The organism is Enterococcus sp. DIV2385, assembly GCF_051711925.1.
In the GTDB taxonomy this organism is placed as follows: Bacteria; Bacillota; Bacilli; order Lactobacillales; family Enterococcaceae; genus Enterococcus; species Enterococcus faecalis.
On record NZ_JBIONV010000001.1, the window covers coordinates 331,584 to 354,974 of the forward strand.

The window sequence follows — 23,391 nt, forward strand, 5'->3', positions numbered from 1 at the left end:
ATGGGGAAAGTCGTAACATTGGGAGAAATCATGTTGCGTTTGTCAACGCCTGTCGGAATACGCGTAGCACAAACAGAAAATTTCGCTGTACATTACGGCGGTGGTGAAGCGAATGTAGCGATTTCGTTAGCGAACTATGGCCACCAAGTGACTTTTGCTAGTAAAGTGCCCGATAATTCATTAGGAGAAGCCGCCAAAAAGCATTTAAGTCGTTATGGGGTTTCAACGGAATTTGTACGAACTGGCGGAACACGCCTAGGAACATATTACTTGGAAACTGGTACAGGAGAACGAGCAGCCAGTGTTGTCTATGATCGCGACTATTCAAGCTTTGCTCAAATCGAAGAAATGGAATGGGACTTACATGAGCTGTTTTCAGGAGTAGAGATCTTTCATATTTCAGGAATTACAGCGGCGTTATCAAAAACGTGGCAAAGTATGACGGTTGCGCTAGTTAAAGCAGCGAAGCAAGCAGGGTGCCAAGTAAGTTTTGACATTAATTATCGAGGGAAACTTTGGTCCCAGAAAGAAGCGAGCGTGGCATTGAAGGCCATTCTTCCATTTGTTGATATTTGTTCAGCTGGGGTATTAGATGCTCGTTATTTACTGGAGATTCCAGAACCAGAGGAAGAACTTGAAGACGCATTAACGTGGTACTACCGAAAAATGCAAGAACGTTATCCCAACATTCAAGTATTTTATTCAACCAAACGTCAAGTTCATTCAGCGACAGATAATGAATTAATCGGAACGCTATGGTACAAAGGTGCGTATTATACGTCTAAATGTCATCGATTACAACCGATTGTTGACCGTGTCGGTGCCGGTGATGCGTTTGCTGGTGGGGTTTTACATGGTTTATTAGCTGCCTATGATCCACAAACCTGTATTGATTTTGCGACAGCGGCTAGTGCGTTAAAACATACTGTCCATGGTGATTGTAATCAATTTAGTCAAAAAGAAGTCCTTGCTTTTTTGGCAACGGGCTCAGGAAAAATAAATAGATAGGAGATTTTAGTTATGCAAAATATGGAAACACGTTATACACATAGTCCGGCGGATATCCGTCACTATTCAACAGAACAATTGAGAGATGAATTTTTAGTAGAGAAAGTTTTTATTCCAGGTGCAATCAGCTTAACCTACACACATAATGATCGGATGATTTTTGGTGGTGTGACACCGACCACAGAAGAATTAGAAATTATTTTGGACAAAGAATTAGGGGTTGACTATTTCTTAGAACGCCGTGAACTAGGGGTTATTAATATTGGGGGACCAGGCTTTATTGAAATTGATGGCGCCAAAGAAACAATGAAAAAACAAGATGGCTATTATATTGGGAAAGAAACAAAACATGTTCGTTTTTCTTCAGAAAACCCTGATGATCCAGCGAAATTTTACATTAGTTGTGTCCCAGCACATCATAAATATCCCAACGTAAAAATTAGTATTGATGAAATTACCCCAATGGAAACGGGTGATCCATTAACATTGAACCAACGTAAAATTTACCAATACATTCATCCGAACGTTTGTGAAAGTTGCCAGTTACAAATGGGCTACACCATTTTAGAACCAGGTAGCGCTTGGAATACAATGCCTTGTCATACACATGAACGTCGTATGGAAGCGTATGTTTATTTTGATATGGAAGAAGATACGCGGATTTTCCACATGATGGGTAAACCAGACGAAACGAAACATTTAGTAATGAGTAATGAACAAGCAGCCATTTCACCAAGCTGGTCAATTCATTCTGGGGTTGGTACAAGTAATTATTCCTTTATTTGGGCCATGTGCGGAGAAAATATTACGTACACAGACATGGATATGGTTGCAATGGATCAATTAAAATAAACCAAAGAAAGAGGAGAAAACATGGAATTTAAAATGAATGATTTTCAATTAGATGGAAAAGTAGCGTTAATTACAGGTGCTGTTTATGGGATTGGCTTTGAGATTGCGAAATCCCTAGCTGAAGCAGGAGCAACAATTGTTTTTAATAACTTATCTCCTGAATCAGTTGAACAAGGTTTGGAAAATTATCGGGCTGCAGGGATTGAAGCACGTGGTTATGTGTGTGATGTCACTGATGAAGAGCAAGTTCAAGCGATGGTTGCTCAGATTAAAGAAGAAGTCGGCTCTATTGATATTTTAGTCAATAATGCGGGAATTATTAAACGAATTCCAATGGTAGATATGTCAGCAGAAGAGTTCCGTCAAGTGATTGATGTTGACTTGAATGCGCCATTTATTATGGCAAAAGCGGTTATTCCAGATATGATTGAAAAGGGTCATGGCAAAATTATCAATATCTGTTCAATGATGAGTGAACTAGGTCGTGAAACAGTTAGTGCGTACGCGGCAGCAAAAGGCGGACTAAAAATGTTAACAAAAAATATTGCTTCTGAATATGGACAATATAATATTCAATGTAATGGGATTGGACCTGGCTACATTGAAACGCCGCAGACGGCACCATTAAGAGAACCAGGGCATCCATTTAACGAATTCATCTTGGGACGAACACCTGCTAATCGTTGGGGCACACCAGCAGACTTAGCTGGCCCAGCAGTTTTCTTAGCATCTAACGCTTCTGACTTTGTTAACGGACATATCTTATATGTCGATGGTGGAATTTTAGCTTATATTGGAAAACAACCATAATAAATAAGTAAAGGAGCGAGACTAGCAATCTCGCTCCTTTTACTTATGGCTAGCCTTCTACTAAAAACTCACATAAAAGAAAGAAGCAATCGCCACAGCAAATGAAATAATAGCAAACACTAAACTACTCCATAGTCCTAACAGAATAAATGGTGAGGTTCTTTTGCCGCCCTCTTTCTTTAAGTAGGAAAATGTCCGTCCAGTAACAATGAATTGCCAGATACTAATCAATAAAAAAATACCGCCAATTAAGTAACGCATGTCCTCGTCCTCCTTCTATTTAGTATACCACTTGATGAAAACGTTATCAAAACGCTGTATAAAAAAGTTGCCTTTCAAAAAAGAGAAAGGCAACTTTTTGACGGTTTAACGGACGTCACCCATTAAGTTTTGGATTGGTTTTTTCACAATGAATAAGAGAATCCCAGCAACGACAGCTACAAGTCCGACAATCCCAAAATATGCTGACTCTGTTCCAGGTGTATAGAAACGAGCAATTTGAGCGTTAATGGCTTGTGAAGCGGCATCTGCTAATAACCAAATAGCAACGGTTTGAGCTTCGAAAGCTTTCGGTGCTAATTTTGTAGTAATCGATAAGCCAACGGGAGATAAACACATTTCTCCGACAATCATAATGAAGAAACTAAAGAATAACCAAAGTGGACTCACCCGTCCTTCGGTACCATAAAGTAGACCTGGCAACATTAATAAGACGAAGGAAAGACCAGCAAAGACTAGCCCTAGTGAAAACTTCACAACTGTTGATGGTTGACGTTTACCTAGTTTTGTCCATAATGTAACAAAAATAGGGGTCAAAATAACTACGAATACAGGATTTAATGATTGGAACCAGCTAGCGGCAATCGGGAAGCCAAACAAACTCGTTTGCGTCCGTTCATTTGCAAATAGAGCAAGAATAGACGAACCTTGTTCTTCCAATGACCAGAAAACAATTGCTGCTAAGAATAATGGCAAGTAAGCCAGAACTTTTGGTTTTTCTTCAGCAGTGACATCTTTAGACGTTAACATTTTGCTGAAATAATAAACAGGTAACAGGATTCCTAACACGCTGATGGTATTAATAAAGAAATCAATTGTTAAATGTCCTGTGACATAGGCGCCACCAAAAATAAGTAAAGCAACGACAATTGCCAACATAAATGCTTTAGCAAATTTCTTTTGCTCTTCTTTAGACATTGGATTAGTTGGGGCCTGACCAATTCCAGCAAGAGATTTACGTCCTTGGAAATAATATTGTAGTAGCCCGAAGAACATCCCTACTGCGGCAACTGAAAAGCCTAAATGATAATTATATTCTTGTCCTAAAGTTCCGACAACAAGGGGAGCGATTAAGGCTCCGATATTAATCCCCATGTAAAAAATGGAGAAGCCTGCATCTCTACGTAAGTCAGTTTTTGAATAAAGATGGCCAACCATCCCTGAAACGTTTGGTTTTAACATCCCAGTCCCAAACACAATCAACATAATAGAAACGAATAAGGCGGGGACACCAAATGGGGTAGCGAGAACAATATGTCCAGCAATGATTAGCAAACCACCAATAAAAACAGTTTTCCTTGAACCTAAGACACGGTCAGAGACCCAACCGCCAATGATACTGGACATGAAAACCATTGATCCATAAATGGACATGATGGCTAAGGCAGTTGCTTTGGGGAGACCTAAACCGCCATTGGCTACGGTATCGTAAATGTAATACATTAGAATAGCACGCATGCCGTAGTAACTGAAACGTTCCCACATTTCTGTGAAGAACAGTGTTGCTAGTCCTTTCGGTTGTCCCAGAAAGGATTTGTCTAATTTCTCAAGTTGTTCTTTGTCACTCATAGATAAAACTCCAATTCTTATAATATTCAGAATATTTGATAATAAAATGACTTAAATGTAGATTCATATATTTTATTACTCATAGATTGGAAAATAGAAAGAGAAAAAACTGATTATGTTTTTAAATAACAAGCGTTCGAGCGATTGTTTGTTTTTTATTCGTGAATTATGATGAAAATGAATATTTATTCTGCTTTATTTTCAATAATTTGTTTTCACAGTCGTTTTAGCTGTTCTTTTTTTGAATAAGATTAAAATGAATAAATAACAAGCAAAATATAAGATTTTTTTGTTTAACTCTTTTTGTTTCAATAGGAAGTGCTTAGTGTTTTTTCAGAATCGAAAAATGAATACGACAAAAAATTTATCTATATAATAGAAGGAAAAATAAAAGTAGTGAATGATAAAAAAATTCAAAGAAAACACTTGTTCTTTTTAGGCGTGAGTTTTTGAAAAAAACATTCTCATGTCTAGTATCTTTAACATTTTGTTACTTTTTGACTGAAACGAATGTAAAAAAAACGACATTTAATGGCTAATCAAGGGTTAGAAAACGGTTTCTCAAAAATAAAATCCTGTTTTTTTAACTTTTTTTCGCAAAATATAAACAGGATAATATCAAGCTTCCAGCAGCTTTTTATTACAAAATGTAACAAAACCGACATTCTAGTAATAAATTGTCACGAGATATTCACCTACGGCCGGCCATTCGATGATAAAGTATGTGAAGTCGTTTCGATAAAGCGAAGCAGACGTGGTTGTTGCCGAGAGCTAAGAGCAACAATCAAATATTTTTAATTACAAAGGAGAAACATACATGAAATCAATCAAAACGATTTTACTTGGAACAACTTTGGCCGCAGGTTTAGGATTATTCTTAGGAACAGACGCAAACGCAGAAAGCTTATATACAGTTAAAGCAGGAGATACTTTATCAACAATTTCTCATCAATTTGCAGGAGACAATAGCTTAATTCAAAAAATTGCTTCTGATAACAAATTGCCAAACCTTGATTTAATTTTTGAAGGAGAACAATTAGTTATTCGTTCAGAAAAAGAAGTTGCTAATACTCCAGCACCAGCTGTAGAAGTTGCACCAGTTCAACAAGTAGTTGAACAACCTGTTGCACAACCAGTACAACAAGAAGTACAACAACCTGTTGCTCAAGAAGTAGCGCAACCAGCAGCACCTGCCGCAAGCAGTGATGCAAAAGAGTGGATTGCACAACGTGAATCTAGTGGTTCTTACGATGCAACAAACGGTCAGTATATCGGTCGTTACCAATTATCTGCCTCTTATTTAAATGGTGACTATTCACCTGCCAACCAAGAACGCGTGGCAGATCAGTACGTAGCAGGTCGCTATGGTTCATGGGATGCAGCTAAATCATTCTGGTTAGCAAATGGTTGGTACTAAAATTAAATAAACGAAGTAATCTAATTACTTATTAAAAACCATAAACAAAAAAACAGTAACCTGTAAAGATTACTGTTTTTTTTGTCGATTTGTTAAGGTACAACGCCCCACGCTCGTCAATTGGTGGTCTGCGTTATATATTTTTGCTTCCCAAACTTGAAGGGTCTTTCCCGAGTGATCGGGTGTCGCAATCACGGTAAGGCTACCATCATGGACACTACGAAGATGATTTACTTGTAAGTCTATGCCGACAGCAAAAGTGTTTTCAGGAACGTTTTCGTTCGCACCTAAACTACAGGCAGTTTCAATTAAGACGCCGTTTAAGCCCCCGTGGACAAGGCCATAGGGTTGTTTATGCACGTCTTTTACCGTTAAAGTAAGCTGACATTTCTCAGCAGAAACCTGTTGAATCGTGATGCCTAAATACTCTAAAAGATGAATAGTAATCAGTCCTTTCTAATAAAAGAGAGAATAAAAGGTTTTTTATTTATTATACAGGAATGAAGAAAATTTGAAATAGCCATGTTTTTTCTTAAAATTCAAGCGACTTTTTCTCTAAAGTGCCGATTCTTGTGTATAATAGAAAAGATGAGATTAATGAAGGAGGTTTCCTAATGAGAAACTGGACAACAATTAAAGAATATGATGAAATTTTATTTGAGCAAGCAGGCAAAGTAGCAAAAATTACTATCAACCGCCCGCATGTTCACAACGCATTCACACCAAAAACAGTCATGGAAATGATTGATGCATTCAACATTAGTCGTGATAAAGAAGATGTCGGGGTTATTATTTTAACAGGCGCAGGTGACCAAGCATTCTGTTCTGGTGGCGATCAAAAAGTTCGAGGTAATGGTGGGTACGTTGGCGAAGACAACATTCCACGTTTAAATGTGTTAGATTTACAACGGTTAATCCGTGTCATTCCCAAACCAGTAATCGCAATGGTGAAAGGCTGGTCCATTGGCGGCGGCAATGTTTTACAATTAGTTTGTGATTTAACAATTGCGGCTGAAAATGCTAAGTTTGGGCAAACAGGACCAAATGTCGGTAGCTTTGATGGTGGATACGGCTCAGGTTACTTGGCGCGCGTTATCGGCCATAAAAAAGCGAAAGAAGTTTGGTTTATGTGTAAACAGTATTCTGCTCAAGAAGCTTTAGATATGGGCTGGATTAATACAGTTGTTCCATTGGATCAAGTAGAAGATGTGACAATGGGGTGGGCAGAAGAAATGTTAACCAAAAGCCCGATTGCTTTACGGATGATTAAAGCCTCTTTAAATGCCGATACAGATGGCTTGGCTGGTGTGCAACAATTAGCTGGTGATGCGACACTTCTTTACTATACAATGGCTGAAGCACAAGAAGGCCGAGATGCATTTAAAGAAAAACGGACACCAGATTTCGATCAATTCCCTAAATTCCCATAAACCAATGACTTGGTTAAATAAACAAGTACAAAAACGTCCCGATCATCCTGCTTTTTATTTTCAGGATGAATCTTGGACGTTTTTAGAAGTGCAACAAGAAGTCAGCCATTGGGTAGCCACATATCAACAGGTGCTTGCACCAGAAGAAAAACGTGTGGCTTTATTCAGTAAGAACAGCAAAGAGTTGTATTTTTCAATTCTAGCCTTATGGGAATTGGGGAAAGAGTTATTATTTTTAAATACGCATTTGACACTTGCTGAACTGACTTTTCAGTTAAAAGATGCGCAAGTTAAAACGATTATTGGTGCGCCTGAAACGCAGGCTTTGTTAGAGGAGATTTCTTTTGTCGACGTTCAGCCAATGGTTAAAAAACAGCATAGTCTTTCACATCAGGAGTTTCAACAGCCAAGTGACTTAGAGTCGGTGGCTTCTATTATGTATACATCTGGAACTACAGGACAGCCTAAAGGGGTCTTGCAACGGTTTAAAAATCATTTGGCCAGTGCTAGAGGCACTCAAGAAAATATGGGGATTACTGCTGAAGATTGTTGGTTGTGTGCAGTCCCATTATTTCACATTAGCGGATTGTCGATTGTTGTTCGACAACTCGTCTTAGGTTGTAGTATTCGCCTTTACGATAAATTTGATGAACAGCAAGTGACACAAGATTTACAAGAAGGCCGTGGAACCGTCATTTCAGTGGTTGCGACAATGTTGCAACAATTATTGTCTGTCTATCCTGAAGCTGGCTACAGAGCCAGCTTTAAAGGAATGCTATTAGGCGGCGGACCGATTGCTCCGGATAAATTAGCGCAGTGTGAGGAAAAAGGGATTCCAGTCATTCAATCTTACGGGATGACGGAAACGTGTTCGCAAGTTGTTGCCTTGAAATTTGAAGATGCGGCACTGAAAATCGGCTCTGCTGGACAACCGTTAAAAGATATGCAGATCAAAATTGTTGATGAACTAGGACAAGAACAGCCAGAAAAGCAAGTCGGGGAAATTTTACTTAAGGGACCAAACGTTGTTTCAGGTTACCTTAACCAGCGTCAACCTGAAAAATGGACAGCAGATGATTGGTTTAAAACAGGCGACATGGGCTATTTAGATGCACAAGGTTACCTGTATTTGGTTAGTCGTTTAAGTGAACTCATTATCTCTGGTGGTGAAAATATTTACCCCACTGAGGTTGAACAGGTGTTACAGGCGATAACAGGAATTAAAGCAGCGGCAGTTGTAGGAGAACCAGATGCGCAATGGGGAGCCGTCCCAGTTGCATATGTGATTAGTGACCAAGAAATCACCTTAGCGCAAATTCAAGACCAGTGTTCACGAAAACTGGCAAAATATAAACGACCGAAACGCATTTATTTTTGTCATTCTTTCCCGCAAACAGCAAGTGGAAAGATTGCCAAACATCGTTTCATGACAGAAGAAAGAGAGGCGTTTTTAATCAGATGAAATTGCCTGATGAATTACGACAAGCCTATCAGAAGAATGCCCGTCAGTTCAGTTGGGTTTTTCCATTAGAAACAGAACAAACAGCCTTGGCAATTTTTGCCGCTGGTGAAAAGGCATACCAAGGAGAACGTTTTTTTTGGCAAACGCCGAAAAAAGATTTTGCTTTGGTTGGCTTCGGATATGAAACTATCTTAAAAGGCGCAGAAACAGAAACGCAGCAATTGAACAACTTTTTAAAAAAAGAGGCGGCAACTCGTTTTCAAAATATGTCTATTTCTGGTACGGGGGCTCTTCTATTTGGCGGTTTGCCTTTTGATACAGAACAAACGCCTACTGAGGCCTGGGGAGAGTTAGGGGAAGGTTGGTTTTATCTACCAAGTATTCTATTTACTTTTTCAGGTTCACGTATTTATGGAACGCTGAACTTTTCAGGTTCTAGTGAACAAGAAGTCGAGGAACGTTGGTCGACTTTGGTGGCTCAGTTTGATCGCTTGTTAGCTACCTGTGAGGAGTTGCCAGCTGTAGCGGAAACAAAGATTGACAAGGAAGAAGTTGCCGTGACTGAATGGCTACAAGCTGTCAACGAAACCGTAGCAGTCTTAAGAGAAGATGGCCCTTTAAAAAAAGTGGTTTTGGCTCGACAACTTGCTGTGAGCAGTCCTGAAAAAATTCGAAGTAACCAAGTGCTCGTTAATTTAATGGCACAACAACAAAATACGTATTTGTTTGCTTTAGAAGCCAAAGACACAAGCTTCATTGGTGCAACACCAGAACGACTTCTGTTGGGTACTAAAGAAACGTTTGCGACCGCTTGTATTGCAGGAACCATTAAAACGGGTCAAACACCAGAAGAAACGAAAGCTTTAGGAGCACAACTTTTACAAGACCGCAAAAATACCGGAGAACACCAAATTGTGGTGGAACGTTTAGCGAAAGAGTTGGCAAAGATGACGACTTCTGAAAACAGTATTCAAGCACCCATTATTTTGGAAAATCGAGATGTACAACATCTTTATGTGCCAATCTCGGGTCAACGTAAGCCGGGAATTTCGTTCTTGGAAAGTGTGATGCAACTACACCCAACGCCAGCTTTAGGCGGTGAGCCCAAAGAGTTGGCAGTCGAATGGATTCGACAATATGAGCCAGGGAGTCGTGGGTTATATGGTGCGCCAATCGGTTGGATTTCAGGGGATGATGATAGTGGCGAGTTCGCTGTGGCCTTGCGTTCAGGTGTCTTTGCTGGTCAGCAAGGCGTTCTTTATGCAGGTTGTGGTATTGTTGCGGATTCCCAAGCAGAGCTAGAAAGAGAAGAAACGAAAATAAAATTTCAACCGATGTTACGAGGAATTGGAGGGCAGGTTTAATGAATCATCAAGAAACAATGACCGATTATTTAATGGCCTTTATTGAAGGCTTAAAAAATAGTGGGGTTGAACAAGCAGTCATTAGTCCAGGGTCCCGTTCCACACCACTGGCTTTATTATTTCATCGGGAAACCGCAATCCAAACTTTTGTCGATGTCGATGAACGTTCCGCTGCTTTTTTTGCTTTAGGATTAAGTAAAGCGAGTCAAAAACCAGTGGTCTTACTTTGTACCTCTGGAACAGCAGCTGCAAACTATTATCCAGCAATTTGCGAAGCCAATATTAGCCATGTACCCTTAGTTGTTTTAACAACGGATCGGCCGCATGAGTTACGTCAAGTTGGTGCTCCTCAAGCCATGGACCAATTACAAATGTATCAAAATCATGTGAAATTATTTGTTGAAATGGCTTTGCCAGAAGCAACAGAAGAGATGTTGAATTACGCCTATTGGCAAGGCGCTAAAGGAGCAGCATTCGCGCAACAAACGCCTGCAGCACCTGTTCATTTGAATTTTCCTTTGCGGGAACCATTATTACCTGACTTAGAGAGAAAAACAAAGAGTTCTCAACAAACGGCTTTATTCGCTGGTCAATCAATCCTTTCTACAGAACAAGTGCAACAGCTAGCGGATCAATGGTACCAGAAAAACGGCGTCTTGGTTGTCGGTGGCAGTCATACAGAGGAAGAAGCGGCGTTATTTATTCAATTAGCCGAAGCTTTGAAATGGCCGTTACTAGCGGATCCTTTAGCAAACATTGTGACACATGGGCAAAATAGTGAAGTTGTTATTGCACACAGTGATCTGTTTCTAAATGTGGCGACCTTGCCACAAGAACCAGAAGTGGTAGTGCGTTTTGGTTCGCTGCCAATTTCTAAAAACATCATGTTATGGTTGAAACGCTTAGCAACGACAGAGACTGCTTTTTATTTTGTGGACGAAAATGGGCAATGGCAAGAGCAATTGAAAAAATCACAAACAATTATTCAGGCAAAGGAAACCACGTTTGTAGAACAACTGCTAACGGTTGTCAAATCAACAGAAGCGACTTGGTTAGCACAATGGCTCTTGCTAGAAAAAACGGTCTCTGAAGTTCTTCTAGAAACGCTGAACGCGACAGAATTAAATGAAACGACAGCCAGCTTAGCTGTTCACCAAACAATGAAAGAGAACGGTCAGTTATTTGTATCTAATAGTATGGCTATCCGCTACTTAGATCGATTTATGGATAGTCGCCCTTATCGGATGTTTGGAAATCGCGGCATCAACGGGATTGATGGGATTGTTTCAACTGCTTTAGGAATGAGTGCCGTAGCACCGACACAGCAAAACGTTCTACTGATTGGTGATTTAGCGCTATATCATGATATGAATGGTTTATTTTTGGCTAAACGTTATCAGTTGCCGTTAACAATTGTTTTATTAAATAACAATGGTGGCGGGATTTTCTCTTTTCTATCTCAACGAACTTTACGTGAGGACGATTTCGAGCCTTTATTTGGAACACCGCTTGATTTAGATTTTTCGTTAGTTGCTGAACTTTACGGTGCTTCGTATCAAGAAGTCAAAACAATCGCGGAGCTCAAGCAAATTTTACAAGCAGCGGCTGAAGAACCACAATTTCAAGTGATCGAAGTCAAAGGAAATCGCCAAGAAAATGTTCATTTGTACGAATCAATTTTAGCTGAAATTGGTAGACGAGTAGAAAGACAGGGGATTTCATGGAACGGTTAATTCGGGGGATGCAGTACCATTATCAATGGTTAACACCTTTTGATGCAAAGCGAACGACACTAGTCTGTTTACATGGTTTCACAGGAACGTTAGCCACGTTTGCAGCCGTTTTTCCCAGTCAAACACCTTATAACGTTTTAGGAATTGACTTACCTGGTCATGGCGCGACTGCTAGTTTGGTAGCACCAGAGCGTTATACCATGAAACAGGTTTGCCATGATCTTGCTGAACTAACCGAATCGCTAAATTTGCCTTGCTTTTGTTTATTAGGCTATTCAATGGGCGCACGAACAGCTTTAGGTTTTGCATTACATTATCCACAAAAGGTACAGCACCTTTTATTGGAAAGTGGATCACCAGGTTTGGCCACCGCCGCAGAACGTCAGGCTCGTATCTGTCAAGATCATCGTTTGGCGGAACGTCTCTTAGAGGAACCGCTGGTGGATTTTATTGATTTCTGGCAAGAATTACCGTTATTTCAAACGCAAAAAGCCTTGTCTGTGGCACAGCAAATGGCCATTCGTCAGGAACGTTTGAGCCAATCGGCCTTTGGGTTGGCTAGTAGTTTGTGGTATATGGGTACAGGAGCGCAAGAGAGTTACTGGGAACGTCTAGCAGAATTGCAGCCGATTCCTACCGATTTATTGGTAGGCGGCGAAGATCAAAAATTTATTGGGATTGCGAAAAAAATGCAGGCACGTCAACCGTTGTTGAGGCTGACAATTTTTCCTGAAGCAGGACATTGTATCCATTTGGAACAACCAACGATTTTCTATGAAAAGGTGACAGCGTTATTGAAAGGAGCCATCTGAATGAACATTCAATCAATTGAAACCTATCAGGTTCGTTTGCCTTTAAAAACGCCGTTTGTCACGAGCTATGGTCGCTTGGAAGAAAAAGCGTTTGATCTATTTGTAATAACTGATGAGCAAGGAAATCAAGGGTTTGGCGAATTAGTGGCTTTTGAGCAACCTGATTATGTGCAAGAAACGTTGGTAACCGAACGCTTCATCATCCAACAGCATTTAATTCCGTTACTTTTAACAGAAGCGATTGAACAGCCGCAAGAGGTTTCAACAATTTTTGAAGAAGTTAAAGGGCATTGGATGGGAAAAGCTGCGTTAGAAACTGCCATCTGGGATTTATATGCCAAACGGCAACAGAAGAGTTTAACTGAATTTTTTGGACCAACGCGGAGGAAAATTCCTGTAGGGATTAGTTTAGGGATTCAAGAAGACTTACCTCAATTACTTAAACAAGTTCAGTTAGCTGTAGAAAAAGGGTATCAACGAGTGAAGCTGAAAATTCGTCCCGGTTATGATGTGGAACCCGTTGCTTTGATTCGTCAGCATTTTCCTAACTTGCCTTTAATGGTCGATGCCAATTCAGCGTATACATTGGCTGATTTGCCTCAATTGCAACGTTTAGATCACTATCAATTAGCGATGATTGAACAGCCTTTTGCTGCAGATGATTTTTTAGATCACGCACAATTACAAAGAGAACTGAAGACAAGAATTTGTTTGGATGAAAATATTCGTAGTCTCAAAGACTGCCAAGTGGCGTTAGCATTGGGCAGTTGCCGTAGTATCAATTTGAAGATTCCTCGTGTAGGTGGGATTCACGAGGCGTTGAAGATTGCCACATTTTGCCAAGAAAATGATTTATTGGTTTGGTTAGGTGGCATGTTTGAGTCTGGTGTTGGACGCGCATTGAATTTGCAATTTGCGTCACAGCCTACCTTTTCCTTTCCAGGTGATATTTCAGCCACGGAACGCTATTTTTATGAAGATATCATCACGGAACCTTTTGTTTTAGAGCAAGGGACAATGCCCGTGCCTCAGGGACTTGGTATTGGTGTTACACTTTCCCAGACGAATTTGCTAAAATACAGTCAGTATCAAAAAATCATGTAATGATAACAAAATTGCGCCTATGACTATGCAGAGAAGCATAATCTAGGCGCAATTTTTTATTTTTCTAATTGACTCGCTGCGGCTTCATCCAAGAGAACCGTTAAATTTGGATGGAGTTGAAGAATAGAGGCAGGATACGTTTCTGTGACAGGTCCTTGGAGCACTTGTTTGACCATCTGAGCTTTTTGTTCACCATTTACAATTAGGACAAGATGCTTAACTTTCATGATGCTGGCTGGCCCCATCGTAACAAAGGTCATACCAGGCTGCATCATTTCAGGAACAAACCAAGGCTCTGAACCAGTGACGGTCACTTGATAGGTTTCATTTTTAAAATGAGTGGTAGTGGGCATGTTCCCACAAAAATGACCATCTGCTCCTAAGCCAATTAACATCAAATCTAAGCCGCCTGCGTCAGCAATCCGTTGTTCTTGTTGTTGAAAGTTTTCAACAGTTAATGGATGGATGTTTTGCTCGGATATTTCTGCAGGTGTCAAATACAGCGTCCGCAAATCTGTCAGAGTAATGCCTTCCTTTTGATGAGGAACGGGGATTTCATCAAAGTTATAATAATGAACATTATCAAAGTCAGATGAATTTTTCACAATCGAGGCTAATTTTTGGTAAACAAGTGTTGGCGTTTTGCCAGCGGTAATTGATAAATTCACTCGTTTATCTTGGCTCATCGTGCTTAGAAGTAACATTTTTGCCCATTCGCTCATCGCGTCGAAATCTTGTTTAATTAAAATTTTCATACTTGCTCACTCCATTCTTTGAATAAGCTAAGTATAATTTGTGGGAACCATCCCATGTCAAGCTCTTCACAAAAAGGATTTAATTAACGGTAGGCAAAAGAAAGAGGAGCAGCCGTCAAAACGACGACTGCCCCTCTTTTTAAAACTTAAGATAACCTACAACGAGTTAACTTTTTAGCTTTCTGTTCCACTTTCTCCAACGCTGGTCTAAACGTTCTTTTGACCAACATTGTTTAACAAAGAACCTTATTTTATTGTTCTTTTAACCATTTTTCTAGTTGTAAACGTTGCACTTTCATAGTAGCTGTGTGAGGGATTTCATCAAAAGCCATAATGATAGGTTCGTTTAAATGTGGTAAATCGGCTACTTGTGTCCACCAAGCGTCCCAATCCATTTCTTCCCCAGGGACAACCGCTAAAATTGGCTGTGGTTCATTTTCTTTGCCACGGACAATAATCACTTCTTCTAAGAAATCTAATGCATCCAATAAATGATCTTCAATAGCTAAATTACTGTCGATGTTTTCAATTAGATCTACTTGGCGATCTTTCAAGAATAAGTGGCCGCGTTCATCTAACATCCCGTAATCGCCGCTGTCCCACCATTCGCCGTAGACATTTTCTGCAAAGCGGGCATCTTCTTTGTAATATGTTAAGGCCCGTCCTTTGGATAAGAATTGGATATGGCCGTCCGTCATCGCAGGTAAAACTTGTCCTTTTTCATCGGTAATTCGAGCTTGTGTTAAATCCTCTAAACCAACACCCATGTCACGAGCGTCTGAATCTTTTAGGGATTCTAAAGTATGCGCTCGTAAGATCATTGGCCCGCATTCACTTTGTCCATAAACTTGTAGGAAAATTGGTTCATTGGCAGCAGATGCTTTTAAGAAAGCCACCATTGTAGCGTTGTTAATTGCATCAAAAGTAGAATGATAATAATGGACACTAGCGAAGGCTTCAGGTTTTTCTTTGGCCAAACGAACCCATTGAACGAAGTTATTGGGGTGTGTTTCTACAGCGATTGGTTGATAGGTGCTGAACATTTCAGCGACTTTTTCGCTCGAAGCATTTGCTAAAGGCATCATAGGGAAGCCCATGGCCATTAAAGAAGACACGCCAATGTTAAAACGAGAATGAACTGGCGAAATATGAAAGCCAACTAATTTCTTTTCAGCAATTTTTGTAAAAATGGTTTTTTGCCATTTTGTACGCCAACCCATAGAGTGATTGGAATGACAGATAAGTTTAGGAATACCTGTTGTTCCAGAGGTGTGAGTCATGTAGGCAATTTCGTCTTTAGTCAGTTCGTCTTGAGGAACTTCCGTGGCATCAGCTTCTAAAAGAGAAGCAACCGAAAGTTTTTTATTGGCAGAGCTGTTACGAACAGCTTGAACTTTTTCAGCAGTCACATCATCAAATAAAATATAAGGATCTTCTAAACGATCAACGAATACTTCAATTGTTTCAAAAGGTAAATGATATGAAACCATTACAGGAACGGCTGCTAGATATGAGGCTGCAACAGCTAGTAAATACGTGTCGAATTTAGGACTTTTATAAATAATAATTTTGTCGCCTTTTTTTACACCTAAAGCGGCTAATTGATATGCCCGTTTCAAAATTTCTTGATGGCTTTCACCATAAGTTGTTTCTAAGCCAAGTGCAGGAAAAGCAGGCAAAGATTCATCAAAAATAATTGGAACAGTTGGTGTTTTTTCTGCGGCTTCTTGATAGTTTGTGTAGAGGTTTAATGGTTGATAATCAAGTAAGTGTGTCAAGGGAAAGTCTCCTTTGTAAAATAGTTTGTGTACAAATGTACAAGTTCACTTTATCCTATCATAGAATGGGTTCTTTTTCTACGTCAAAAATACAACGTTAAATGTTATTTTTTATTATTCACAAGCACAACGTTTGCTGTATCTGGCAAAGTTTCCTACAATAATTATGTAAGTAACAAGTTCTCAGAAGTGTAAAACTTTACAAAGGAGAGGAATTTACATGAAAAAAATCTATGAAACAACTATCATTAATACGGGTGGACGTGCAGGAGAAGTTCACTCACCGGATAAATCATTTTCTTATGCGGTTGCTTCGCCAGGTGTCAAGAAAGAAAATACAACAAATCCAGAACAATTATTCGCAGCGGCTTACAGTGCTTGCTTTAACGGTGCATTAGAATTAGTGATGGATCAAGAAAAAGTCGAAGGTAAAAGTACAGTAACTGCACGTGTTTCCTTATTCCAAGGAGAAGATGGATTTAGCGTTGGTGCTGAATTAGAAGTTCATATTGATGGGGTAGATCAAGCTAAAGCAGAAGAACTTGTTAAAAAAGCCCACGAAATTTGCCCATATTCTAAAGCAACAAGAAATAATATAGATGTTAAATTAACAGTGATTTAATTAAAAAAGAAGCGCTTTGTCTATACGACAAAGCGCTTCTTTTTTAGATAACAGTCCACAAATTATACATATTTAACAAAATAACTAAAAAAACAACTAAACTATAAATTTGGGCGACCCGTTGTTGAGATAATTTTTTACTGAAAAGACCGCCGACATAACCACCGAATAAAGCGGCAGGAATAATAGCCCAAAGCATTGTCAAATCAAAAACCGCAAACCCTGTGGTCAAGCCGATATTGCCAAGTTTGGCGAGTTGGGAGAAAAAAATAGTAATGATGGAATAAACAGTTGCTGATTTGATATCCATTCCAAAAAAGAGAATAAGGCAAGCTACATTAATGGGACCGCCACCGATGCCTAAAAAGGTTGATAGAATCCCTAAGCCTAATCCGACAATCAGAAAAATGCTCAATCCGTTGAGGTGTAAGTGCCAGTTGGAAAATTGATTGTAGAGAAGAACCAAAACCAAGGTCAGCAACATGATGATATATTGGATTAGTTGTACTTTTTCTTCATTTGGCGCTAGTGCAATCGCCTGATTAAGAAGTAAATCACCTAACATGCCGCCGACTAAGGAACCAAACGAAATACTCGCGGCTTTTTTCCATTCAATTTGGACACCATTTTGATACTGTTTATAAGTCGAAGAAATGGACATGACAAAAACAGCGACACTTGAATAGAACGCAATACTATTTAACGAATGGAACCCAAGAAAATCCAAAACAGGCTTAATAATGACGCCTCCACCCATCCCAGAGAGCGCCCCAACTGTATTGGATAGAAAAATAGTTATGAAATAAATCAGCAAAACCCGCACATAATCACTCCTAAACCGTTTTCTTTTAGTATAGCACAAAAATTATATAAGAAATGTAATTTCATTTAAAAATATTTTTAAAAAGAACTTGAAATGATATTTCTTTAATGGTATTCTACAAATACAAAAAAGAAAACGCATTCAAGGAGGATGAGAAAGCATGACAGTATCGATTGGTATTATTTTGATTTTATGTCTTTACACAGTTGTTGGTGTACTTGACCAAATTTCTATTCAGATTGGTCCATATACACCATTGTTTGCTGCAACGTTTACTGGCCTAGTCTTAGGGGATGTTCAAACAGGTTTGATGATTGGGGCAACGCTTCAATTGATGACATTAGGCGTAGCGACTTATGGAGGAGCAACAGTCCCAGACTTTCTTTCAGGGGCCATTATGGGAACGGCTTATGCAATCATTTCAGGGAAAGGGGCAGAGTATGGTATCGGAGTTGCGGTTCCGATTGGGTTATTATTAACACAACTAGATATTTTAGGCAGAATGGCTAATACGTTTTTCCAACACAAAGCAGATGGCTATGCGGAAGAAGGCAATTATAAAGGGGTCGAGCGTTGCAATGTTTTAGGAATTTTTCCTTGGACGATTTCTCGTGTCATCCCAGTTTTTATTGGCCTAGCTTTTGGTGAACAAGTTGTAAACGCTATCAATAATTGGATTTCTATTTGGGTGATGAATGGGCTAAAAGCAGCAGGCGCTATTTTACCAGCGATGGGGATTGCTATTTTAATGCGTTACTTACCAATTAAAACATACTGGCCCTATTTTATTATTGGGTTCGTGTTACTTGCTTATGGGGCCCAATTCTTCTCAGTTTTAGGTGTCGCACTGGTTGGCTTGGCTTTAGCAGCGATTTATGTGATGAATCATAACAAAGGCGGCGCAGCTACAACAAGTGGCACGGTTATTTACGAAGATGATGAGGAGGTTGAGATTGATGACTAACAAATTAACAAAAAAGGATATTAATAAAGTTTACGTCCGTAATCTTTTTGGCTATCAGTGGGGCTGGAACTATGAAAAAATGCAAGGACTTGGTTACGCTTGGGTGATGATGCCTGCATTAAAGCGACTATACAGTGAAGATCCAGTAGCTATGAAGAAAGCCTTGAAGACACATCTTGGCTTTATGAATACAACGCCAGCCATGTCGCATTTAATTGTCGGAGCTGATATGGCTTTGGAAGAAGAAGTCGGCATTGAAGATGAAACGGCCATTACTGGCTTGAAAACAGGTCTAATGGGTCCGTTTGCTGGTGTTGGTGATACCATTTTTATCGCGATTTATCGTGCGATTGTTTTTTCGATTGCAGCTTACATGGCGCAAGGGGGCCAGGTTGTTGGGTTAATGATCCCGTTAATTGCCGGAGCAGTGGTCCTATGGGTTCGCTATAAATTCACTTGGATTGGTTACCATCAAGGGAAAAAAATTGCGACAGAATTTGCGGATAAAATGAAATTGTTTACGCAAGGTGCAGCCATTTTAGGGTTAACGGTGGTCGGCGGTTTGATTCCTTCGGTAATTACTTACAAATTAGATTTAACTTATAAAATGGGAGACGTAACATTATCTGTTCAAGAAATGTTGGATAAAATTTTACCCGCATTAATTCCTTTAGGGATTGTTCTTTTATCCTATTGGTTACTAGGGAAAAAGAAAATGAATTCAACACGGCTAATCTTTGTTTTAATTTTAATTGGGATGGTTTTAGGCAATTTACAACCAATGTTGGCTTGGGTTGGCGGTTTATTTTAAAAAAATAGTATATAATAGGAGAGATTTATTATGACAATTGTACATGCAAGAGTAGATGAGCGTTTAATTCACGGACAAGTTGCAACCGTTTGGACGAATACGGTTGGAGCACAAAGAATCATGGTAGTAAATGATGCCGCTGTCAAAGATCAATTACAAATTGGTGCCTTAAAAATGGCTAAGCCTGCAGGAGTTAAATTATCCATTTTATCAAAACGTAAAGCGATTGAAAAAATTTTAGCAGGCAATTATGATGAAGAAAAAGTCTTTTTAATTACGAAAGACATTGCAGACATGGCGGCTTTAATTGATGGCGGTGTCCCATTACAGAGCTTCAATGTCGGCAATATTTCTCAAAAAGAAGGCAGTCGAGCAATTAAAAAATCTGTTGCATTAACCGATGAAGATATTCAAACCGTTCGTCGTTTAACAGATAATGGGGTGACTATTACCGCACAGATGATCCCTTCTGAACCAAACGAAGCAATTTTAACTTTCATAAAATAGAAATGGAGATGAGAAGATGGAGCCAATCCGTTCAATCAGACAAAAATATAAGGACTTTTCCAAAGTAAATAAGAGAATCGCAGACTATATACTGAAGGATCCGACCCGTCTTCTCTCATTAACAGCAAACGAAATTGCTAGCAATAGCGAAACTTCTCCGGCGTCAGTTACCCGTTTTTCTAAACAATTAGGGTTTGACAGCTGGGAAGAGTTAAAACTATCCATTGCAGCGGTACAAGCTGCCAGTAACGGTAAAAAAGATATTGATCCAATTGTAGCGGCGGATGATTCGGTGGATACTATTTGTATGAAAGTGGAATCTTTATTAAATGCTACGATTGAGGATTTATTTTATACAGTGGATAAACAAGCCTTGGAACGAGCAATCGCGCATGTTAAAAAAGCGGAAAAAATTCATTTGATTGGAATTGGTGCCTCTTCTTTAACGACTTATAATCTTTATCACAAGTTTAACCGCGCTGGTCGCCAAGCAATTTTTAATTATGATAGTCACATGATGTTGGAGTTTTTAAATTATGCAACGGCACAAGACATTTTGATCACGGTCTCCTATAGTGGTTTGACAAAAGAAGCCTTAATCGCCTGTGAAATTGCCAAAAATAGAGGCGCAACGGTTATTTTTATTACCAGTAACGATGGAGAAAACGTGCGATCATTGAGCGATGAAGTTCTTTTAGTCCCCAATAATGAGCACCTCATTCGAGTTGGGGCTATTTCATCGATTGCTTCGTCAATGGCAATTGGCGATGTTCTGTATTTAGGTTCAATTCAAGATGATTTAGACACAGAAATTGAACGCAATATGATTGAAACGAGTCAACTTGTCAGCCGTCTAAAAGAGAAGTAGGGGTGTGCAAGCAAATGAACTTAGAAGGATTAACGACAGAAGCCAGAAATGAAGCGACTAAAAAGATTGACCAAGTGTCAACATTAGAAATGGTAACTTTAATAAATCAAGAAGACCAAAAGGTAGCACAAGCAATTGAAAAGGTGCTTCCGCAGATTGCTGCAGCAATTGATGCAGCGGCAGAACGATTTAAAAAAGGGGGCCGTTTAATCTATTGTGGTGCAGGAACGTCTGGACGTTTAGGTGCTTTGGATGCGATTGAATTAACGCCCACATATAGTGTGTCGCCAGAACGCGCATTTGGTATTTTAGCTGGTGGTGAAAAAGCAATGTATCAAGCAATTGAAGGCGCTGAAGACTCGAAAGAATTAGCTATCGAAGATTTAACGCAACATCAATTGACTGCCCGAGATGTCGTAATTGCAATTGCTGCTAGTGGTCGGACACCATATGCTGTTTCCGCAATTGAATACGGAAAAAAAGTGGGCGCTCTAACCATTTCAGTTACCTGTAATAATCAAAGTCCGATGAATCAATTGGCGGAAATTGGGATTGCGCCAATTGTAGGACCGGAAGTCATTACAGGGTCAACTAGAATGAAAGCGGGTTCAGCACAGAAAATGGTGTTAAATATGTTTTCAACAGGAATTATGGTTAAAGTAGGGAATATCTATCAAAATTTGATGGTCAATGTACAACCAACGAACGAAAAATTAATTCAACGTGCCACGAATATCATTAAAGAAGCAGCAGAAATCGAGGAATCGCAAGCCAAAGAATACTTGGAGGCAGCACAGCTAGAAGTGGCACCAGCCATTGTAATGGCGAAAGCCCACGTTGATTTTCAAAAAGCCAAACAACTATTAGCAGAACATGACGGACGGATTTCAGAAGTTTTAGCATAGAAGTGGTGAACAATGAATCAAATCGCAATTCAAGAAACAATTCAGAGACTGATTAATCAGCAAGTCGTTCCGGGTGTCGCTTGGGGGACGATCACAGAAGATAGCTTATCAGAACAGTATACGGGCTTTTTAGGTAATACTGGTCCATTTGCAAGACAAAAGATTTCATCAGCTAGCCTGTATGATTTAGCGTCCTTAACGAAAGTTATTGGGACAACAAATCGAATGTTACAATTAATCGATACAAATCAGCTTGCTTTTTCAACCACTGTGGGGGAAATCCTGCCTGATTATCAAGGACTATCTTGTTCGATTGGGGAGCTTCTACTGCATCAGAGCGGACTGCCAGCTGATGTTGTCGATAAGAAAAATGTCACAAAAAAAAGCTTGCAAGAAATCATTTTAACGCATTCGTTATCTGAACGAGGGAAAACCACTTATTCTGATTTAGGGTATTACTTATTGGGAGAAATTATTCAAGTATTGGATCGCTGCTCATTAGAAGAGAGCTTTCAAACATACGTATTTCAACCAATGAACCTACAGCATACAAGTTTTACGGTCAGCGATTTTGCCCAGGCAGTGCCCACAGAGATTACAAAACAACGCGGCGTTATTCAGGGGGTAGTCCACGATTCGAAAGCCTATCAACTAAAAGCGCCAATCGGCAGTGCAGGTTTATTTGCAACTTTACCAGATTTACTCACTTTTGTTCAGTGTTTTATGAACAATCGCTACCCGTCTGGCAAACCATTATTTTCTGAAAAAATGTTCGATGCTCTCTGGTCTATGAACCAAGGGGGACGTACATTTGGTTGGGAAGTTAAAAAGACGCAAGCTGGGGTAGACTATTTGTATCATACTGGCTTTACTGGAACGGCGATTGGTATGAAAAAAGAGACCAAAGAAGCCCTAATTTTGTTAACGAATCGGGTTCATCCCACTCGTGAAGAACGTGGCTTTCTGAAAGCACGAACAAAAATTTATCAGCAGTATTTTTAGGAGGAAATGATGAAACCAAAATTAATTTTAATGAGCCATGGACGGATGGCAGAAGAAACCTTAGCTTCTACTCAAATGATTGTCGGGGAATTAGCAGACGCTGCGATTGTGTCAATGACCGCAGAAGATGGCTTGAGCGGCACGCAAGCAAAACTGGCAGCAATCTTAAAAGAAGCTGGCAATGTCCCGACGCTTGTATTAGCTGATTTAAAAGGAGGAACACCTTGTAATGTGGCTATGATGGCCATGGGCACTTATCCGCATTTGCGAGTAGTCACCGGACTTAATTTAGCAATGGCAATTGAAGCAGCCGTGTCACCTGTGGAAAATGTGGATGAATTAGCTGCATATTTAACGCAAATTGGCCAATCTGCGGTGACCACGATTGACTTACCTGAATTAACAGATGAAGAAGAATTTGAAGAATAGAAAGAGGTCGGGACGGAACCGTTTAGCTCCGAGAAATAAGAAGGAATTTCCGAAAATTGCTTTTTAATTTTTGGAGAATTTCGGCTT

At 39.6% G+C, this 23,391-nt stretch carries 24 protein-coding genes; 18 read left to right on the forward strand and 6 right to left on the reverse strand.

Going from position 1 to position 23,391, the window contains the following annotated elements:
* Genes IGM04_RS01675 through IGM04_RS01685 form a run of 3 tightly spaced genes read left to right on the forward strand, consistent with a single transcriptional unit; the run spans nucleotide 1 to nucleotide 2,670 of the window.
* Complete coding sequence (locus IGM04_RS01675; RefSeq protein WP_086317616.1) at nucleotides 1-1,008, forward strand: sugar kinase; 1,008 nt, start codon at nucleotides 1-3, stop codon at nucleotides 1,006-1,008.
* A 12-nt stretch (nucleotides 1,009-1,020) separates the two neighbouring features.
* Nucleotides 1,021-1,860: a 5-dehydro-4-deoxy-D-glucuronate isomerase gene (gene kduI, locus IGM04_RS01680; RefSeq protein ID WP_010821372.1), complete on the forward strand. Its 840-nt coding sequence runs from the start codon at nucleotides 1,021-1,023 to the stop codon at nucleotides 1,858-1,860.
* Nucleotides 1,861-1,881: 21 nt separating this feature from the next.
* Nucleotides 1,882-2,670 (forward strand): gluconate 5-dehydrogenase, encoded by a 789-nt coding sequence (locus tag IGM04_RS01685; RefSeq protein ID WP_002362994.1) that lies wholly within the window; start codon nucleotides 1,882-1,884, stop codon nucleotides 2,668-2,670.
* Between the two features lie 60 nt (nucleotides 2,671-2,730).
* Here IGM04_RS01685 and IGM04_RS01690 read toward each other — a convergent pair whose 3' ends face one another.
* Together IGM04_RS01690 and IGM04_RS01695 are read right to left on the reverse strand one after the other, a co-directional pair.
* A complete protein-coding gene (locus IGM04_RS01690) occupies nucleotides 2,731-2,931 on the reverse strand; it encodes a hypothetical protein (protein WP_002355314.1) in 201 nt (66 codons plus the stop codon).
* A 105-nt stretch (nucleotides 2,932-3,036) separates the two neighbouring features.
* Complete coding sequence (locus IGM04_RS01695) at nucleotides 3,037-4,518, reverse strand: peptide MFS transporter (protein WP_002355315.1); 1,482 nt, start codon at nucleotides 4,516-4,518, stop codon at nucleotides 3,037-3,039.
* Nucleotides 4,519-5,335: 817 nt separating this feature from the next.
* Between IGM04_RS01695 and IGM04_RS01700 the strand changes: the two genes are divergently transcribed.
* Entirely contained in the window at nucleotides 5,336-5,935 is a 600-nt protein-coding gene (locus tag IGM04_RS01700; protein ID WP_002355317.1) for a LysM peptidoglycan-binding domain-containing protein, read from the forward strand.
* A gap of 69 nt (nucleotides 5,936-6,004) precedes the next feature.
* Here the strand turns inward: IGM04_RS01700 and IGM04_RS01705 are convergent, their stop codons facing one another.
* Complete coding sequence (locus IGM04_RS01705) at nucleotides 6,005-6,385, reverse strand: PaaI family thioesterase (RefSeq protein ID WP_002355318.1); 381 nt, start codon at nucleotides 6,383-6,385, stop codon at nucleotides 6,005-6,007.
* Between the two features lie 110 nt (nucleotides 6,386-6,495).
* Here IGM04_RS01705 and menB point away from each other — a divergent pair, with 110 nt between their 5' ends.
* Genes menB through menC form a run of 6 tightly spaced genes read left to right on the forward strand, consistent with a single transcriptional unit; the run spans nucleotide 6,496 to nucleotide 13,840 of the window.
* Nucleotides 6,496-7,365 (forward strand): 1,4-dihydroxy-2-naphthoyl-CoA synthase, encoded by an 870-nt coding sequence (gene menB, locus IGM04_RS01710; RefSeq protein ID WP_002386093.1) that lies wholly within the window; start codon nucleotides 6,496-6,498, stop codon nucleotides 7,363-7,365.
* 4 nt (nucleotides 7,366-7,369) lie between these two features.
* Nucleotides 7,370-8,827, forward strand: a complete 1,458-nt coding sequence (locus IGM04_RS01715) for an o-succinylbenzoate--CoA ligase (protein ID WP_086317760.1) — start codon at nucleotides 7,370-7,372, stop codon at nucleotides 8,825-8,827.
* Entirely contained in the window at nucleotides 8,824-10,191 is a 1,368-nt protein-coding gene (locus IGM04_RS01720; protein ID WP_086317617.1) for an isochorismate synthase, read from the forward strand. Before IGM04_RS01715 ends, IGM04_RS01720 begins: the two co-directional genes overlap by 4 nt.
* The gene (menD, locus tag IGM04_RS01725) at nucleotides 10,191-11,924 is read left to right on the forward strand and encodes a 2-succinyl-5-enolpyruvyl-6-hydroxy-3-cyclohexene-1-carboxylic-acid synthase (RefSeq protein ID WP_086317618.1); all 1,734 of its coding nucleotides are present in this window, start codon (nucleotides 10,191-10,193) and stop codon (nucleotides 11,922-11,924) included. Before IGM04_RS01720 ends, menD begins: the two co-directional genes overlap by 1 nt.
* A complete protein-coding gene (menH, locus tag IGM04_RS01730; RefSeq protein WP_010711979.1) occupies nucleotides 11,912-12,736 on the forward strand; it encodes a 2-succinyl-6-hydroxy-2,4-cyclohexadiene-1-carboxylate synthase in 825 nt (274 codons plus the stop codon). The genes menD and menH overlap by 13 nt, the downstream gene beginning before the upstream one ends.
* Nucleotides 12,737-13,840, forward strand: coding sequence for an o-succinylbenzoate synthase (gene menC, locus IGM04_RS01735; protein WP_086317619.1), 1,104 nt, complete (start codon nucleotides 12,737-12,739; stop codon nucleotides 13,838-13,840). It begins immediately after the preceding gene.
* A gap of 56 nt (nucleotides 13,841-13,896) precedes the next feature.
* Here the strand turns inward: menC and IGM04_RS01740 are convergent, their stop codons facing one another.
* Both IGM04_RS01740 and IGM04_RS01745 read right to left on the reverse strand, forming a co-directional pair.
* The gene (locus IGM04_RS01740; protein WP_002379076.1) at nucleotides 13,897-14,595 is read right to left on the reverse strand and encodes a glucosamine-6-phosphate deaminase; all 699 of its coding nucleotides are present in this window, start codon (nucleotides 14,593-14,595) and stop codon (nucleotides 13,897-13,899) included.
* Nucleotides 14,596-14,846: 251 nt separating this feature from the next.
* Nucleotides 14,847-16,373: an AMP-binding protein gene (locus tag IGM04_RS01745; protein WP_002361196.1), complete on the reverse strand. Its 1,527-nt coding sequence runs from the start codon at nucleotides 16,371-16,373 to the stop codon at nucleotides 14,847-14,849.
* A 220-nt stretch (nucleotides 16,374-16,593) separates the two neighbouring features.
* Between IGM04_RS01745 and IGM04_RS01750 the strand changes: the two genes are divergently transcribed.
* Complete coding sequence (locus IGM04_RS01750) at nucleotides 16,594-16,995, forward strand: organic hydroperoxide resistance protein (protein ID WP_002355332.1); 402 nt, start codon at nucleotides 16,594-16,596, stop codon at nucleotides 16,993-16,995.
* Between the two features lie 43 nt (nucleotides 16,996-17,038).
* Here the strand turns inward: IGM04_RS01750 and IGM04_RS01755 are convergent, their stop codons facing one another.
* Nucleotides 17,039-17,809, reverse strand: coding sequence for a sulfite exporter TauE/SafE family protein (locus tag IGM04_RS01755; RefSeq protein WP_225581367.1), 771 nt, complete (start codon nucleotides 17,807-17,809; stop codon nucleotides 17,039-17,041).
* A gap of 169 nt (nucleotides 17,810-17,978) precedes the next feature.
* Between IGM04_RS01755 and IGM04_RS01760 the strand changes: the two genes are divergently transcribed.
* The 7 genes from IGM04_RS01760 to IGM04_RS01790 are packed head-to-tail and all read left to right on the forward strand — an operon-like array spanning nucleotide 17,979 to nucleotide 23,304.
* The gene (locus IGM04_RS01760; protein ID WP_086317620.1) at nucleotides 17,979-18,782 is read left to right on the forward strand and encodes a PTS mannose/fructose/sorbose/N-acetylgalactosamine transporter subunit IIC; all 804 of its coding nucleotides are present in this window, start codon (nucleotides 17,979-17,981) and stop codon (nucleotides 18,780-18,782) included.
* Entirely contained in the window at nucleotides 18,775-19,593 is an 819-nt protein-coding gene (locus tag IGM04_RS01765; RefSeq protein WP_010777381.1) for a PTS system mannose/fructose/sorbose family transporter subunit IID, read from the forward strand. The genes IGM04_RS01760 and IGM04_RS01765 overlap by 8 nt, the downstream gene beginning before the upstream one ends.
* A 30-nt stretch (nucleotides 19,594-19,623) precedes the next feature.
* Nucleotides 19,624-20,100, forward strand: coding sequence for a PTS system mannose/fructose/N-acetylgalactosamine-transporter subunit IIB (locus IGM04_RS01770; RefSeq protein ID WP_002355337.1), 477 nt, complete (start codon nucleotides 19,624-19,626; stop codon nucleotides 20,098-20,100).
* A gap of 16 nt (nucleotides 20,101-20,116) precedes the next feature.
* Complete coding sequence (locus IGM04_RS01775; protein WP_086317621.1) at nucleotides 20,117-20,968, forward strand: MurR/RpiR family transcriptional regulator; 852 nt, start codon at nucleotides 20,117-20,119, stop codon at nucleotides 20,966-20,968.
* A gap of 14 nt (nucleotides 20,969-20,982) precedes the next feature.
* Nucleotides 20,983-21,873 carry an N-acetylmuramic acid 6-phosphate etherase gene (gene murQ / locus IGM04_RS01780; protein WP_002355340.1) on the forward strand — a complete coding sequence of 297 codons (891 nt, stop codon included), beginning with the start codon at nucleotides 20,983-20,985 and terminating at the stop codon, nucleotides 21,871-21,873.
* A 12-nt stretch (nucleotides 21,874-21,885) separates the two neighbouring features.
* The gene (locus IGM04_RS01785) at nucleotides 21,886-22,875 is read left to right on the forward strand and encodes a serine hydrolase domain-containing protein (RefSeq protein WP_086317622.1); all 990 of its coding nucleotides are present in this window, start codon (nucleotides 21,886-21,888) and stop codon (nucleotides 22,873-22,875) included.
* Nucleotides 22,876-22,884: 9 nt separating this feature from the next.
* On the forward strand, nucleotides 22,885-23,304 hold the full coding sequence (locus IGM04_RS01790; RefSeq protein WP_086317623.1) for a PTS sugar transporter subunit IIA: 420 nt from the start codon (nucleotides 22,885-22,887) through the stop codon (nucleotides 23,302-23,304).
* Nucleotides 23,305-23,391: the final 87 nt, after the last annotated feature.